Source organism: Butyrivibrio sp., from assembly GCF_017433805.1.
GTDB lineage: Bacteria > Bacillota > Clostridia > Lachnospirales > Lachnospiraceae > Butyrivibrio.
Window position 1 is genome coordinate 31,078 of the sequence record NZ_JAFRGN010000036.1, and the last position, 16,376, is coordinate 47,453.

General features: G+C 39.3%; 17 protein-coding genes. 4 read left to right on the plus strand and 13 right to left on the minus strand.

Annotated elements, in window-relative coordinates:
• Positions 1-3 precede the first annotated feature (3 nt).
• Positions 4-1,518 carry an MFS transporter gene (locus IJI01_RS08975; RefSeq protein ID WP_292189003.1) on the minus strand — a complete coding sequence of 505 codons (1,515 nt, stop codon included), beginning with the start codon at positions 1,516-1,518 and terminating at the stop codon, positions 4-6.
• A 131-nt stretch (positions 1,519-1,649) separates the two neighbouring features.
• On the opposite strand from IJI01_RS08975, the gene IJI01_RS08980 reads away from it, so the two are divergent.
• A complete protein-coding gene (locus IJI01_RS08980) occupies positions 1,650-2,861 on the plus strand; it encodes an AraC family transcriptional regulator (RefSeq protein ID WP_292189006.1) in 1,212 nt (403 codons plus the stop codon).
• Between the two features lie 4 nt (positions 2,862-2,865).
• Here IJI01_RS08980 and IJI01_RS08985 read toward each other — a convergent pair whose 3' ends face one another.
• Positions 2,866-3,186, minus strand: a complete 321-nt coding sequence (locus tag IJI01_RS08985) for a phosphotransferase (protein ID WP_292189009.1) — start codon at positions 3,184-3,186, stop codon at positions 2,866-2,868.
• 29 nt (positions 3,187-3,215) lie between these two features.
• Between IJI01_RS08985 and IJI01_RS08990 the strand changes: the two genes are divergently transcribed.
• A complete protein-coding gene (locus IJI01_RS08990; protein ID WP_292189012.1) occupies positions 3,216-3,665 on the plus strand; it encodes a LytR/AlgR family response regulator transcription factor in 450 nt (149 codons plus the stop codon).
• Between the two features lie 115 nt (positions 3,666-3,780).
• Here IJI01_RS08990 and IJI01_RS08995 read toward each other — a convergent pair whose 3' ends face one another.
• From IJI01_RS08995 to IJI01_RS09010, 4 genes are all read right to left on the minus strand, one after another.
• Entirely contained in the window at positions 3,781-4,128 is a 348-nt protein-coding gene (locus IJI01_RS08995) for a type II toxin-antitoxin system RelE/ParE family toxin (RefSeq protein WP_292189015.1), read from the minus strand.
• Complete coding sequence (locus tag IJI01_RS09000; RefSeq protein ID WP_292189018.1) at positions 4,125-4,385, minus strand: prevent-host-death protein; 261 nt, start codon at positions 4,383-4,385, stop codon at positions 4,125-4,127. The genes IJI01_RS08995 and IJI01_RS09000 overlap by 4 nt, the downstream gene beginning before the upstream one ends.
• Positions 4,386-4,651: 266 nt before the next feature.
• Complete coding sequence (locus IJI01_RS09005) at positions 4,652-6,034, minus strand: ABC transporter substrate-binding protein (protein WP_292189020.1); 1,383 nt, start codon at positions 6,032-6,034, stop codon at positions 4,652-4,654.
• A 35-nt stretch (positions 6,035-6,069) separates the two neighbouring features.
• The gene (locus IJI01_RS09010; protein ID WP_292189023.1) at positions 6,070-6,576 is read right to left on the minus strand and encodes a hypothetical protein; all 507 of its coding nucleotides are present in this window, start codon (positions 6,574-6,576) and stop codon (positions 6,070-6,072) included.
• A gap of 144 nt (positions 6,577-6,720) precedes the next feature.
• Here IJI01_RS09010 and IJI01_RS09015 point away from each other — a divergent pair, with 144 nt between their 5' ends.
• Complete coding sequence (locus IJI01_RS09015) at positions 6,721-7,425, plus strand: response regulator transcription factor (RefSeq protein ID WP_292189025.1); 705 nt, start codon at positions 6,721-6,723, stop codon at positions 7,423-7,425.
• A complete protein-coding gene (locus IJI01_RS09020; protein ID WP_292189028.1) occupies positions 7,418-8,713 on the plus strand; it encodes a HAMP domain-containing sensor histidine kinase in 1,296 nt (431 codons plus the stop codon). Before IJI01_RS09015 ends, IJI01_RS09020 begins: the two co-directional genes overlap by 8 nt.
• A 95-nt stretch (positions 8,714-8,808) precedes the next feature.
• Here the strand turns inward: IJI01_RS09020 and IJI01_RS09025 are convergent, their stop codons facing one another.
• The 7 genes from IJI01_RS09025 to IJI01_RS09055 all read right to left on the minus strand — a co-directional run bounded on the left by IJI01_RS09025 (position 8,809) and on the right by IJI01_RS09055 (position 16,374).
• Positions 8,809-10,698, minus strand: coding sequence for an ABC transporter ATP-binding protein (locus tag IJI01_RS09025; RefSeq protein WP_292189030.1), 1,890 nt, complete (start codon positions 10,696-10,698; stop codon positions 8,809-8,811).
• Positions 10,670-12,517 carry an ABC transporter ATP-binding protein gene (locus tag IJI01_RS09030; RefSeq protein ID WP_292189033.1) on the minus strand — a complete coding sequence of 616 codons (1,848 nt, stop codon included), beginning with the start codon at positions 12,515-12,517 and terminating at the stop codon, positions 10,670-10,672. The genes IJI01_RS09025 and IJI01_RS09030 overlap by 29 nt, the downstream gene beginning before the upstream one ends.
• A 159-nt stretch (positions 12,518-12,676) precedes the next feature.
• The gene (locus IJI01_RS09035) at positions 12,677-13,339 is read right to left on the minus strand and encodes a sensor histidine kinase (protein ID WP_292189036.1); all 663 of its coding nucleotides are present in this window, start codon (positions 13,337-13,339) and stop codon (positions 12,677-12,679) included.
• Positions 13,340-13,355: 16 nt separating this feature from the next.
• The gene (locus tag IJI01_RS09040; RefSeq protein WP_292189039.1) at positions 13,356-14,060 is read right to left on the minus strand and encodes a LytR/AlgR family response regulator transcription factor; all 705 of its coding nucleotides are present in this window, start codon (positions 14,058-14,060) and stop codon (positions 13,356-13,358) included.
• On the minus strand, positions 14,029-14,568 hold the full coding sequence (locus tag IJI01_RS09045) for an AAA family ATPase (protein ID WP_292189041.1): 540 nt from the start codon (positions 14,566-14,568) through the stop codon (positions 14,029-14,031). The genes IJI01_RS09040 and IJI01_RS09045 overlap by 32 nt, the downstream gene beginning before the upstream one ends.
• Before the next feature lie 48 nt (positions 14,569-14,616).
• Positions 14,617-15,234 carry a nucleotidyltransferase domain-containing protein gene (locus IJI01_RS09050; RefSeq protein ID WP_292189044.1) on the minus strand — a complete coding sequence of 206 codons (618 nt, stop codon included), beginning with the start codon at positions 15,232-15,234 and terminating at the stop codon, positions 14,617-14,619.
• Positions 15,235-15,237: 3 nt separating this feature from the next.
• Entirely contained in the window at positions 15,238-16,374 is a 1,137-nt protein-coding gene (locus IJI01_RS09055) for an NUDIX domain-containing protein (RefSeq protein ID WP_292189047.1), read from the minus strand.
• Positions 16,375-16,376 lie beyond the last annotated feature (2 nt).

Sequence of the window (16,376 nt, forward strand, 5' to 3'; positions counted from 1 at the left end):
TTTTTACTGACCCATTGCAGCCTTTTTCTTCTCGCCGATACTCTTCTGGATCTCTTCCATCTTCTCGTATGTGAGCTCAGAATTCTTCATTGCCAGAAGTGTGCAGATCCATCCCACTATAGGGAATCCGATAAGAAGTATTACGGTCATAACTCTGACGCCGAAGGTAAGCGGATCACCCTGCTGAGGCGCTGTAGTTGTATATCCTATAAGCCCGATCATGAGTGTTGCGATAGTTGCACCAAAGGATGAAACTATTTTGTCAATAAAGCTGTAAGTAGCGGATACTGTCGCAGGCATGTATTTTCCTGAGCGATCCATCTCATAGTCAACAACATCCATTCTGAACGCGCTTGTTGATACAGAAACAACCATCTTCATTGCGTTATTTCCAAATGTAAAGAGTACATAAGTGATTGCCATGAGAACTGCTCCGGTTGATAAGTTGCCACCGAATACTGTTCCCACAAGAGTTGTAGGTGTGAATAAAAGATATACTGCAAATGCGATATTCAGTCCGATACAATTCTTGGTCCAGTCGATCATGACCTTTCGGCTACCCTGTTTGCCGGCAATCTTCGCACCTATGATCGCGAAAATAATGGATGGAAGCATTGCCACAGCAGAAAGAATTGATGAAATAGCCATTGATCCAAGCATGATTCCGTTAAGCATCGTGGCTACTACCGCTGCAGAGCCTATTGTCTGAGCCAGCTTATCGGATGTTGCAGCCATGATGAATCTCTGAAGCTCTTTGTTTTCTTTGATCAGAGCCAGCATATCCTTAAAGCTTGGCTTTTCATCGGTTTCGCCATCCTTTTTGATTCCTTCGAAATTCTCGGGAATGTCATATGGAGCAATTCCTATGCATGCCAGAATGTAGAAAAAGAGTGAAACAAGTATTACCACTACATTGTAAGTTGCGAAGTATTCTGTTCCCTGAATGTTATTAAATCTTGGGAGAATCACAGCCGATGCCACAACGCTCATGATCATCGGAACCAGATATGAATATGCTGTACTCCAGACACCGATTGTAGGACGCTGCTTAGGATCGTTGGTCAGAATGTTCATGTTGATCTGGCCGGCTATACTTACGAATGTATAACCAATGATATAGATCACATAACAGAGAACAAAGAATGCTATTCCTGCTGCGCCCGTAAGTGACAGCTTTGCCCCTATATTGCACATCAGCGTCGTAGCAATGACCATAAGAAGCCATCCAAACATGATTGAGAATCTTACTTTTCCAAACCTTGAATTAAATCTTTCCAGGAAAAAAGCTATTACCGGGTCTGTAATTCCATCCAAAAGCCTTGATCCTGTGATAATAAGTCCTGTAACTGCAACAAGTATTCCAAAGTTGGAATTTCCAATATATGTTGCACCATTCATCAGCAGATAAAATGCCATCTGCCCTGCACCTGTCATCATCGCAAGCGCAATATGCCAGGTTTTAGCTCTTTTATAAGTTACCCCATTTTCTTCTCTTATCAGAGATTTGTCTTTACCCATTATTAACCCCTTTCAGTTGCATGATAATCTTTGAAAGCTTTCCTGTTATGGTCATAGTATCATTTAGTTTTGTAATATGTTAGAATTATTATATCCTAATTAGCATTATTTTATTGTTTTGAGGAATAAATATGGACCACACTCTTTTTTCAGCTCTTTTAAAAAACCTGCTCTCTGTGGATGTCACGGATGCAACAGACATGGACAGCTCTCTTTACGCCTTTGAAAAGGAATACTGCTTCAGCATAAAGATGCAGCCCATGTTTACAGGCGATGCTCTGCGCTATCTTCTGGCCTCATCCAAAGGAAGCATGATCTATGAGCTCATAGACCAACTCGGTATCTGCTTGTCCTTTTTTACGTTTGATAACAGGATTTATATAATCGGACCTTATGTAAAAGAGAAATATTCAGAGCTTAAGACAGAAACCGTACTTGCAAAAAACGATGAATCCTCATCCAAATCATTGGCGTTTAAGCTGTATTACACAGCATTTCCCATTGTGTATACCGAGCAGATCACCAGTGTTGTAAATAAATGCATAATCTCTTTTTCCCCTACGGAAAGTGAGTATTCATACAGAAGACTATCGGGATTTATTCAGGATGTATCTGAAGAAGATGATAAGACAGAACTGTCCGAGAAGAATTACAGTAAAATCTACAGGAGATATGATCAGGAAAAGCAGTTCCTTTCGATGATAAGAAACGGGGATACCAAAAACATCCTGTCCGCATTTGAAAAATTGTCCGGTCCGGAGGCTCTTTCCGATTTTTCCAAAGAGACTCTTAACTACTATGCCTCGGGTTATGGCCTCGCAATACTTAAAGCTCTTTCCAGAAAAGCTGCGGAAGAATCAGGTCTTTCAGTCATTACAATAGATGAGATAACCCAAAAATACACCCAGCTTTCATCAGCTACAAACAATGCAGAGCTTCAGACGCGCTATCCGATCGATATGATCGTTGAGCTGACAAAAGCTGTTCACAACCACAAGCTGTCTCTGGACAAATATTCTCCCCCCATTCAGAGGGTAATGGAATACATCAATCTTCATCTGGGGGACCATATATCAAACGATGATCTGGCGGCAAATGCCAGTATGTCCATCTCTCACCTGTCTAAGGTGTTCAAAAAAGAAACCGGCGGGACCATGACGGAGTACATCGCACTTATGCGCTGCAAAAAAGCTGCCGGACTCCTGAAAAAGACAGATCTTCCGGTCCAGGAGATCAGCAGCTACGTCGGATATTCTGACAACAATTACTTTGTAAAAGTATTTAAAAAAATATTTGATCTGACACCCTCAGAATATAGAAAAACGCGTATAGTAAGCCTATGAAACACTATGCTTCTGATCGCTTCCACATTGTCTTCCCATCCGCATTCTGCAACAGGTTCCCCCTGTGAAGATCTCCGTGGCAATTCCCCTGCGGAAGATTTTTTACCTTATCCCACAAACGCTCTCCCAGTTCCTCATACTCTTTGATACGTGGGTATTTCTTTTTACGAAGGGACTCAATATATCGACCTATAAAGAATTCTTTGTCGCGGTAGACAAGCTCCGAGGGATAGTCCTCCATCAATTGATGAAATCTGCCTACAAGCCTGCCTACTTCGGATGCACATTTTTCAAGTTCCGGCTCGTCCCCATCAATGAAGTCCATGAGAACTATCAGGATCTTCTCCCCATGCCATGAAGCTTTTTTCCGTTCAGCCTCTGGATTTTCTTGTTAAGCCTGTCAAAAAGGAAGAACTGTTCAAGGCAATAAAGCGTGGTCTCGAGATAATTGGGGAATCAGAGGACTATTTTTCATATAAGTCTGGGAGAACCAATAACACAATCTGCTGTAAAGAGATTCTCTATTTCATGAGCAACAAGCGAGTGATCAGCATAGTCTGCAGGGATGAGATCATAGAGTACTATGGCAAATTATCAGATGAATTAAAGAAATTGCCGGATTACTTTCTGCAGATACACAATTCCTACGTGATCAATCTGAATGCTATAAAAAAGACAGGAAGTGATCATGTGATCATGAACAATGATGAGAACATCAGTATTAGCAGGAAATATGCTGATTCTTATAAAAATACTATTTTTTTACGCTGGAAAAAGATGCATTGTGCACAATTATTACTTTGAATTTAGCTGCAAAACATTTTTGTCAAAATCTTCTATCAGCAAAAAGGCGGCTTACAACCTTTTTGATCGATTGCAAACCGCCAGATTGGCACAAACTAGATTCAATAATGAAGGTTTATTCTTTCCAATAATCTTCTGTTTCCTGTGAAGTGGTTCCGATTCCAAACAACTTCCACATAAAGTCCTCTCTCTCATTGTATATGTTCACAATGAATATTTCATCAAGCTCAATCCTAAAGAAAATATAGTTTTTAGCTGCATATATTACTTGGTAATCAGTATCAACACCAAACATTTCTCGTACTGATATTCCAATTTCTTCATTTTCCTTAATGGACTGTATCCTATCGTTTATCTTTTTGAATACGGCAAGTCTTACATCTTTATCAAAGCGAGTATCAAGATCTTTTTTAATTATTCTGATCTTGTCTCTATAATCCTGGGAATACTTTATTTTCTTCAATCCTCAAGTCCCATCTCTTTCTGCATCTCTTCATCGCTTACCCATCCCTCAAGATTGGAGCGTTCTTCAGCCTTTTTAAGATCGGACAATACAGCATGTACAGCTCTTAAGCGATCTAATTCATCAGCCTCTTCTACAGTCATGATTGCATAAGCGCCACGACCATTTCTTGTTAAATATACACGGTTGCTAGCGTCTACTTCCTTTAATACATCTGTATAATTTCTAAGATCAGATATTGGCATGATTGCTGGCATAACATCCCTCCTATTCAATCTATTTAATCTAAACAAACTTTTCCTTAAACAAATTATAGTTCAATGCACATATATTTACAAGCATATTCGCGTGTTAATTTGTCAGCAAATCGCCATGAATTAGTTGAATCCAAGATTATAAAGATTATAAAGTTCACCGGCTGAAACAGAAACGTTTAGTTCAAATTTTTGCGTTTTCTACATTTCTTTTTTCTACTATTTCTCTTACTTCTACGCTTCACTCATTTTTCTAAATCAAGTACATCTCATGATGCAGCTTTTTCACTGATATATAGCCAAACACGATTTTCAATGTTGTCAATTGTCTGATCAATCGATTGCTGGCCGGCAAAGAAAGCATCTGCCTCTTCATATATAACGTAATCCACCTTTGGATTCAAAGAATACGACTTATCTACACTTTCAATTAGTGATATCAGATCTTCAGCCTGTTTATCTGTTATGGAGTAGATTGGAAATGATTCATAGGTTTCATCAGGCTGATACATAGCTTTTGCCACCATTTCATCACCATTATATTCAACCTTCTTAGCTTTATCTAGCATTTTATCCATAGCACTTCTGGTTATAGGAAGATTAAAACTTTCTGCCATATCCAGCTGATATTCATCAGACATTAGTTGTTTCATAAACTCCCAAGCTTGATCTTTATGTTTGCTAGACATGGATATAGCCATAACATTATCTCCAGGCTCAACTATTGTTCCGCATCCATCATGGCAAGGGAATCCAACATAATTTACATCTTCCGTTTGAAACTCGCATTCAATTCTGGCAGTATCAAAAACATCTGCAACTATATATCCATTGACCACATAGTCTTTTACCCCAAAACCATTCCAAGATTCATCACCATAATTAAGATCGAACTTGTCAGCATATTCTAAAATACTTCTAAACTCATCACTATCAAAAGAGTTGGTCCCTTTTTCCCAGTCTACATATTCATTAGTAAGCGCACAAAATATCCTATCAAATACAGCAAGCTTATTTAGATGTCCAAGGGGATATTCCTTGCCACTTTTCTCAAAAATGCCTAACATAGTCTCAACGTCCCATCTTCTGATATCTCCTATCTCAGCTTTACATCCTACGAGCGTATTAAGACGTATAGTTGATGGAAGTGCATAAAGTCCACCTTCAACAGAAAGTGCGTCAAGAATATTAGGAAATAAATTCTCTTTAATCTCTGGATTGTTATCAATGTACTGCCTAAGATCAACGGTATATTTCCCGGTAACAGCAGCAACATTGTAATCCCATCTGTAATTTATTATATCCGGCCCCTCCCCTGATACAACTTCTCTTTGCAAAAGAGTCACATTTCCATCATACATGTCCTCTTCACGGCGATACTCTTTTATGACTATTTCATAATCACTATGGGCCTGATTAAATTTATCAATCTGCTTTTGTAGTATTTCGTCAGCATCATTTGATAACTCGTCATCCTCAAAAAGCATAGCAAGAACAATCTGCTCCTTCTCTGTATTCATGTTCTCTGATTGCTCGTATATAGCAGACTCATTTACATTTTCATTACCGAATGCGCCTGTTTCCTTCCCGCATCCTGTGATACACGTAATCAAAAAAGCTACTGCTGATAGCATAATAATAATTCTTCTCATGGTAATTCCTCCCCTTTTTTGTGATCATTTATAAGTTATAGCGCTGTAACCCATCCAGCTTTTGGCATAGTAAAGACATCGTCCTCATACGAGATTACTATTTCCTTGATTCTGCTCCTGTCATAGGAAAAATCAACTCTTCCGGACTTATAATAGCCATTCCTGTAGAAGGCAACCTTTCCTTCACTATTTTCTGCTAAAAAGAAAAGTGCTCTCGCTATGTTTTCAGTACCAGTTTTTGTCTGAATAAGCTGTGCGTCATTATATATGTACTCAGCAGCAAATTTCTTTTTCACGCTATTTACTATTTCATCATCAGCAAATGCGTCTAGTTTTCTCTCTGGAAGTTTTGCATTGAATAGTGCATAAACCTTTAAAAAGTCTTTATCTCCTTTTGTTAATACAATCTGCCTTCCCTCATAATAGACCACTATAACGTCAGGCTCAGGAAAACTATTCTCTTTACAACCGCAAGCTCCGCAAATTAGCATCACTCCCACTATCAGTGTGGTAACGCATATTATTGCCAATATTCTTCTCATCCCCAACTCACCTCCAACATCGCATTTCTTGCTATGCCCATCATATCAGTGATTTCGCCTTAACAATTCTTATTAATTCTTAAGATTTCTTAAGATGCCAGATTTATGTGATATAGTTAAGAAAAAAGATATCAAGGAAGACTCATGAATACTGCAAATATTCTAATTATCGAGGATGATGAAAGCATCCGTGAAAGTGTAAAAATACTTTTGGAAAGCGAAGGATTCTCTGTAACTGACGCTTCTTCAGGAGAACAGGGACTTTCCCTGCTAAGTAACGATACAGACCTTGTAATTCTGGATAACATGCTCCCGGGCATGTCAGGTTATAAAGTGTGCGAGGAAATTAGAAAAACCTCTGTACTGCCAATTCTCTTTTTAACTGCCAGATCCACCGAAAGCGACAAAGTTCTCGGATTTGCCAGAGGCGGTGACGACTATCTTGTAAAACCTTTTTCATATGTGGAGTTGACAGCAAGAATAAAGGCTTTGCTCAGAAGGCACCATGAATACAACCCCTTATCTGCCGCTATCTCCAATAATTCAAAAGAGTGGGTGGAACACAAAAATATCCGCATAAGCGCCACCAAAAACGAAGTCTATATTGATGGAAAAGAAATAACTCTAACCGAAACTGAGTATCAGATACTTCTTTTACTGGCTGATAGTCCTGATAAAACATTTTCAGCTCAGGAAATCTATGAAACAGTTTGGGATGAGATTTACCGTGCCGATTCTGCTAATACGGTAATGGTACACATAAGAAAGCTGCGAACAAAGATCGAGCAAAATCCGCAGGAACCGCAAATAATCTTAACTGTATGGGGAAAGGGTTACAAAATTGGCTAGATTTCATATTAAGAGCATAACTCATAAGATAATCATACTATTTGCCATCAGTGCAGTTGCCTCATTAGCACTATTTTTTATTCTCTTTTCCATAGCAAGTTTTAAGTTAGATGAGACTTTCTGGAATGACTATTCTACAAGAAAAATATCAGAGCCTTTGGCAAGCCAGTTCCATTACTATGTCACTGAAAAAAGCCTTCGATCAGGTGATACTTTAGCAATCCGTAAATGGGCTGAAGATAAAAAAGTCGATTATCTCGTAATAGTTAAAGACAATGCTTACGTTTATGATCACTCAAGTTTTATAAAGCGTCCCTATACAAGGCTTGAGCAGTTAAACTACGCTCTGCTACCAGATTACAATGTGAACTTTTCTGACGGCGCTGCTACTATCCGTGTTTACAAGAATGTTGAGCGCACCTATTATTTCGTCACCTATGCCCTGATAGCGATACTATGCGTATGTGTTGGCTTTATGATCATGTTTTTAGGAATAAGAAAAGAGGTATCCTACATCGTTGAGCTTGGAAATGAAGTGGACAAAATGAGTTCTGGCCTCGAAAATGCTTCGTTTCGCATAGTTGGCGATGATGAGATATCCGATCTTGCAAATGCAATGGAGAATATGCGGACATCACTTATAGATAAAGAGCACAAAGAACTTGAGATGAAAAAGGCTCAGGATAATCTTGTTCTTGGCATGGCCCATGACCTCAGAACACCACTTACCAGCCTTATTGCATATATCGAGATTGTCAAACGTCAGGATAAAACTGAAGAGGTCGTAAAGTATTCAGATAAAGCCCTACAGAAAGCCGGAGAAATAAAGAATCTCTCTGACCAATTATTTGATTTCTTTCTCATAAACTCAGGAGAAAAAGATGAATTCGAGGTAGTCAGCATAGAATATGCTTTTAACGATTATCTGTCTGAACTCTGCAATTACTTGGGCGCACAGGGTTTTAATGTAGCAGTATCTGATCTCTCATGGCCTCACCAGAATGTATCAATCTCCTTCGACTACATTGGCAGGATCATGAATAACATACAGTCGAATATCGTTAAATATGCGGATACCGCAAAGCCCGTTAATCTCAATACCAAAAGCGATGGAAAAAACTTTTATATCTCTATACATAACGCTGTTTCTGATCACGTAGATAACAGTTCCAGCAATGGCATCGGGTTAAAGAACGTTAGCTCAATGATGAAGAAAATGGGCGGTGATTGCATAATCCACACTGACAAAACAGATTTTACTATTGAACTAGCTTTTGCAGTGCTATAAAAAAATCTCAGCAAGCCTAAACCTGCTGAGATCATCATCTCATGTAAACATCGAGGAACTTAGTAACCGGAGCATAGTGAAAAATAACCAAATAATCAGCATGCTTCCTTCACATCATCGTTATAGTACTGGGCCTGTGCACTCCACAGCTCATAATACTTTCCGTTTTTGTCCGAAAGAAGCTGGGCATGAGAACCCTTTTGAACAATGTTACCCTCATGGAACACCATGATTTCATCACAGAACTTACAGGATGAAAGCCTGTGGCTAATGTATACTGCTGTTCTACCACCTACGATATCATTGAACTTCTCATAGATTTCAGCCTCGGCGATTGGATCAAGTGCCGCTGTCGGTTCATCGAGAATAATAAACGGTGCATCCTTGTATAGCGCTCTTGCTAAGGCAACCTTCTGGGCCTCGCCTCCTGAAATCTCAACTCCTTCCTTATCGATATCCTTATAAAGATATGTATCAAGACCATTCTTCATCTTATCATCGAGGTTATTAAAGCCGGCTTCCTTAAGGCATCTAAGAGCTTTTTCTTTGTCATATGAGCTTCTTCCTGCAACGTTCTCTCCCAAAGGATATCCAAGAAGTTTGAAATCCTGGAATACAACTGAAAAGATATTAATGTATTCATCATATCTATACTTGCGGATGTTGATGCCGTTAAGCAAAATCTCACCTTCATCAGGATCATATAGTCTGCATAAGAGCTTTATGAAAGTCGTCTTTCCACTTCCGTTCATGCCTACAACTGCTAGTTTCTCCCCAACAGTAAACTTTACATTCACGTTTTTAAGCGCATAGTTTTCTGTTCCGGGATACTTAAAGGAGACATTTTTAAACTCAACTTCATACTTATTATCCATACGCTTTTCTGTAGTCAGGCTTCCCTGATACATATTATTGGGAAGGTCGATCAGCTCAAATATCAGGTCAAGGAATTCACTGTTTCCGTGCATTCTGCTGATGCATTCCATAAAATCCTTGATTCCGGTAAAAAGATATGTGCATGCGCCAATGTACTGTGTTACCAGTCCCACTCCAAAAGCACCTCCGTAGGACTTGAGGCAGACAAAAAGGTAAATCGCGGCCGTAGGAAGCATTGTGACACCTTCGGCCAACCCATGAACAAATCCCATAGGGCCTCTGGCATTCCCGGCAATTTCTGAGTTGCCACCAAATACACTTTCTTTCTGCATATATCGCCCTGCAACATTTCTGTATTGCTCATACATTCTTACATCGACAGCTCTTTTTCTCTCTGTCATCTGAAAGCCATAAAAAGAATAGAATCTATTCCCAAATCGTGCTTTGTCTGCATAATCGATCCAATAACGATGACCTCTGTAATCGAGTTTGCCGCCTATAATTGAAGCTGCTACCATGCATATCAATAGAATCAGAATAAATACAGGGTTGTTTAATACAGATAATGAGCTCTCTTTGGGCACCGGAAGCAGAAACAGATTGATAGAAAGTATTATCCCTCCGACAATTTCAAATATTCCCTTAGTAAAGCTTGTAAACACAAAAATGCTGGTTTCAAATCCGTAGTTGCTGAACATTGCATTCTGCCTGATTCGATTAAACAGATCATGAACATACTGCTTATCAATATCTGCAAAGTCCATAGTATAAAACTTATCTGTTAATGGCTTATTGTTAAATGCTGTTTCTGTTACTATCCCATTCTCATACTGAGCCCAACGGGATGTTAAATACTTTAAAAGCCCCAGAACAAGCGCAAGTGAAATCTCCAGTATAACCCATTTCGTCAAAGCCTCTGGTTTTCTTTCTCCTGCCAATTCTCCAATTATTCTTGCTGAAATCCATATGGTTGTGTAGGGGAGCAGCGCTCCCAAAAATTCATCTATTACAGTTGAAACAAAGAAAAGACTTCTTAAATTCCAGAGTATCTTCCAGGATCTGAGATTATTACGCCAAGCATCAACATACCTTGTCTTCTTCGTATCCATCCTCGTCTCCCCCTTCCTTGTAGTACTTACTCTGAACTTCAAACAAATCGGCATATTTACCGCCTTTTTTCATAAGCTCTTCATGACTTCCTTCTTCCACTATCTGGCCATTTAAAAGGAGAATGATACGATCACAAAATCTGGTGGATGCAAGTCTGTGGGAGATAAAAATGGAAGTCTTTCCCCTTGCCATATCGTTGTATTTAAGATAGATATCATTCTCAGCTATAGGATCAAGTGCTGCAGTAGGCTCATCAAGAGTAAGTATAGGGCCATCTTTGTATAGCGCTCTTGCCAGCATCAGCCTCTGCATCTGACCTCCGGAAAGATCAACGCCTTCTTCATATACATCTCGTCCAACTTTTGTGTTGTAACCTTCAGGAAACTCAACTATCTTTTCCTCAAGGCCTGCTTTTTCAATACAATCCTTTATTCTGTCTTCATCGAAATCATCTTTTCTCTGCGCTACATTTTCACTGATACTTCCTGCCAGGACTGAGAAATCCTGAAATACTGCAGAAAACAACTTGTAATAGTCTCTTCTGTTATAATCCCTGATATCCTCTCCGTTTAAAAGGACACATCCTTCAGTTGGATCCAAAAGTCCGCAAACAAGTTTGATCAAGGTTGTTTTTCCTGCACCATTAAGACCTACTATTGCCAGCTTTTCTCCAGGTTTTATGGTCAGATTCAGGTTTTTAATCGTAAATTCTTTTGCCTCAGGATACTTGTAACTTACATTTTCCAGAGTAATCTCATATTTATCAAAAGAATCTGTATCAAGTGGCTTGCCATCTTCAAATTTGAAAGGTTCTTCCCATTCTATGAATTCTCTAACCCTTGAAATATCAATGCTCTCCTTGTGAAATGTCAAAAAGCCTTCAAGAATTCCTTTTACCCATTCTGTAAAACCACCAATCGCGCCAAAATATAGCAAAAACTCTGAAGCAGACAACCCTTTATCCAAAGTCATTTTGATAAGGATCGCGTATGCAATACCATTTCGCAAAAAAGTCAGAATCACATCACAGATATTTCCAACAAATCTTTTCTTCTGACAACCAAGAAGATATTCCCTGTATGCCTTCTCAGCCTTGACACTAAGTTCATCTACCCAGTTCTTGAGCCCAAAAATCCTGATATCCTTGGCAAGTGCCCTGTCTGTAGCTTTCTTCATCAAATAATCCATTTCCATATACAGATTATTTTCATATTCAGGATCAATTGCCGTCTCATCAATTCTTTTACTGATGAGATAACTGATACCTGTTGTCAAAACAACAACTGCCATAAGTATCAGATCAAGCCCTGACACAATAAAAATAAAAACAACAAACCCCAAAATGTTACTAATTAGTTCCTGAAGAGTCTCCCAGATATGTTCAGTGGCATCGCTGTTTCCATTTGTAGCACTCCTCGCTTTTAAATGTGCAGCCATAAAATCAGTATCCAAGATGTTTTCATAGGACGTGTCTGAGAACTTTGTGGTTAAATCATAGATAATACTTGACCTTACATCAATTCTTCCAAATATCTTATTTGCAATAAAGTATCCAATTAGCGATGAAAAAACAATGAGTAGTCCACTAAACAGGAGTATCGCTCCTATAAGAGATGAAAAGCTCTCTGCCTGCTCAACTTTCTTTAATATAACCGGAGTCACCAATAGTCTCGTTACAGTAAGCGAAGCTTTTACAACGCCGATTGTCAATACCACCCAGATAACCTTTTTATTTACTTTCCATGCTTTCCTAAGCATATATAAGAGATTCTGCCACATATTGTATTTGGGTTTCTTCTCTTTTCCACTGTCACTCATTTCCCTACGCCTCCTCATGTACTGAATATTTCTCCCCTTCTGTGACGCTCTTATCCTACCATACAAAAACACCCCCAAATCACTTTGGGGATGAATTGTCAATTTTGGGTGACGAATTGTAATGCAGCCATGGTACCAAGGGACGGGGTTTGTGGTCAATCACTCTTGAGGGATCAGTATTTCTGTTGTAAATGCTCCATCCTCGCTGTTTCTGCTAAGGTATCCTCCAAGTCTGTCAACTATGCCATCCATTCTGATCAGCCCCAGACCATGTCCTTCACCCTTAGTAGTTCCAAAGAGCTTTCCAATCTTCTTTAGCTTTTTTCCTGCTGTGAGATTGGTGAAAGAAATATAAAGCTGACTGCCTTTCATATCCATATATACGCGAATCATGCGTTGTTCTATAGGAAGTTCCATGCTTGCTTCGATTGCATTATCAAAAAGATTTCCTATGATGCAGCATAGGTCCAGCTCCGACATCTTGAGTTTAACCGGTATATGAGCGTCTACACTTACATTTATGTCCTTTGACTGGGCCAGGGAAATCTTGCTGTTAAGAATCGCATCAGCCATGGCATTTCCAGTCTTAATGACTGTATCTACTGTGTTGAGATCAGTATCAAGCTCATCCAGATACGCCTTTATGCCTTCCATGTCGCCGTTTGATGCAAGAGCCTTCATCATCTGAATATGATTGCGGTAGTCATGGCGCCAACCACGCATCTTCTTGTACATGTTGTCGACTTCCTTATAATGGGTCTCAACAAGTTCTCTCTGGTACAGTTCTATTTGATTGTCGATTTTCTTAGAAAAAAATCTCATACATTCCCCAACATGCTTAATTGAATTCTATTATTGCACGGTTAACCTTCTCGTAACTTCCTCTGGGAAGCGGTACTGTTTCTCCTGAATTGAAGAAAATATCCGTCTTTGTGACTTTGCTGATCTGTGTAAGATTGACGATGCATGAGCGTCCAACTCTGTAAAACCTCTCATCAAGCTCTTTTTCCTCATCACTCAAAGTTTTCTTGATGGTGTACTCCTTATCCGCATGAACAGTGGTGTAGTTGCCTCTTACATCGATGAACCTGATTCTGTAAATAGGAACAAGATTAGTTTCACCGCCGCTCTCAAGCATCAGTGCCTTTTCATCTTTGCCGAGTTTACTTACAGCGCGGTCCAGCACTTCGCTAAGCTTCTCTTCCCTAACAGGCTTCATAAGATAATGCAGTGCCGATACTTCATATCCTTCAGCAATATAGTCTGAGTACCCCGTTATGAATACGATCTGAGCACTGTCGTTGGTCTTTCTAAGTTCTTTTGCCAAAGAAACACCGTCCATCTGGCCCATCTCAATATCCAGCAAAAGAATCTGATAATCCTTACAGTCCTCATATTCAAAAAGGAACTCTTCTGCCGATGAAAACATGTGAATATCGGGCTTAACACCGCTCTTATTAGCCCAATCAGTTACGATATCTTTTATGAAATTTCTGTCTATCTCTGTGTCATCACAGATTGCTATCTTGTATACGCTGCTCATCCAAAATACCTATCTTATTGCAAATCCATTCATACAATTCTACTACCGACTTATCGTCTGTAGCAACATGAATTCCCGGTAAAGCAGCTGTTCCCTCACGGGACAGATCAATATTCTCCATGCACCAGCAGCCTTCTTTTTCTCCTCTGTTCAGAATTCTGTCATGAACAGTCTGGTGATCAGCTTCCAGCACAACTAAATGTGTATCAATACCGTCTTTGCGCAGATTCTCAATGATCCGATAAGAGTTCTGCCTAAGAAGTGTCATAGGTACAATAACATTCTTATGGAAATTCTCATGAATATCCTTTATAAGTTTGTAGCAAAAATCTCCCCAAAGCTCATAGTCTTCAAAAATAAAACCATACGGATGGTCAGGATAATTGTCGCGCACTGCATTTCCCACTGCTTCCGCGTCAAATATCAATGCATCCTTCATCTTACCCTGCATATATTCCGCAAGTGTTGACTTTCCAACACCATATGGTCCACTAATCCAAATTACCATCTTGTTCCTCATCTTTCGACAATATAACAGTAAAACAGCCGCTAACAATTAACTCTTCGTTGCCACTATTTCCCTAAGATGTGATATCCAAGCTGTCAATTGTTCATCGCTTAACTCTTTCAATGCCGCATTATATCTTTGAAATGAGTTAGAATCCTCTTTCTCCATGTATTTCAGAGCTTTTTTGGGTCCAAAGTAATGCAGCTTCTTGGCATCATAGTAGATTTCCAGACTATCAACCAAAAGCCAGTGCCATCTGTAAAAACCCTCAGCATCTCCTCTTCGAGTACGAAGAAGCATTTTCTCACACCACTCTACTTCCCGCCTAACCTCTTCGTCAGTTTTTAATGGCAGGTTACTTATATAGTTGTTTACTTCTGCTTTCAGTTTTGATGCAGTTCCATTATTGTCCATAAGAATCTGACCATCAAAGACCTGAATAAACTCATCTGGATCATATTCTTCTTTGAAGGTCTGTGCTGGATATGCCCAGACATCAAGTACTGTGCCATCTACTATTGATGCATCATGTGTCTTAACGTTATCCGTAATTATTAAAGCATCAAAATCGCTGTTTTCATTAGCGCTTCCGTCTGCAAATGAACCGTAAACTATAATTGCTTCTGGGCAATATTTTTCTTTTATGTATTTTATGATTGGTTCCATTAGTTACAGCCTCGCTTCAAGTTTCTTAAGTTCTTCTCCGAATGCCTCATCGTTATGCTCCATCATGCATTTATAGAATTCATCGAAAGAGGCAATCTTAACATCATTAACTTCACGCTTACTACAGCTAAATCCACCTGCTGGGACTTTTGCTCTACATCCAAATACAGAGAAAAGAAGTCCAGTTCCCGGATTCCACTCTGCTATAAAATCCCAAGCTGGAACAAGATCCTCAACTGTAATATCCAATCCCAGTTCTTCCTTCACTTCTCTTACAGCAGCTTCCTCAGGTGTTTCCCCTGCCTTCACAGCTCCACCGGTAGCATCCCACATTCCAGCATAGTACTTGGCTTTTAGTGAACGTTGCTGCATTATATACTTTCCAGCACCTTCTCCAGACGCTGGGCTGTCGTTAGTTTTAAGTATTACAAGAATCTGCTTGAAGTAATCTCCTTCACTTACAGGCGCATGCTTTGGAACAATACGTCTCTGGCTTACACCATCTCTTGTGAATGCTTCGCGATATTCTTCCTCTTCTTCGCTGGCAAAAAGTTCATCACAGAACTGATTCCATTTAATATCATAATCTTTGTGTTCAAGAAGAGTCATATCTCCTGGCGTAAAGATTCCTCTTTTCTGCGCCTCACCCACAAACTGCCATGCCCAGTCTTCAGTTTCAGCTATAACAGCCTTAACATAAGAAAATCCAGATAACTTCGCTAGATATAAGCGAGTATGTCCATCCAATGCTATATATCTGTCATTCCATGGTATGACTTGAATAACAATATCGTCTTCGCAATCTACAAAGCTTTTTACTGCATCCAACTTATCCTTATCTATAAAAAACTGTGACGGCTGAATATCCTCCAGTTTTATCTTGATTTCCTCTTCATTAGGATACTCTTTTATTATTGTCCCAGCTGCATCTAAAAATATGCATATATGAGGTGCATGAAAACGAAACTGCTCAATAAGTTCTCCATATACAGATTTATTCTTTCCTCTAATTACTGCAGAATCCTTAGTAATTATCTCAATTTCATAAGGTTCATCTTCAATGATATAAGCTCCATGCTGATTAAGAACATTTTGAGAAAATCTATTGTCATCATAAGTATCTATTCTTGTAATGTCCATCT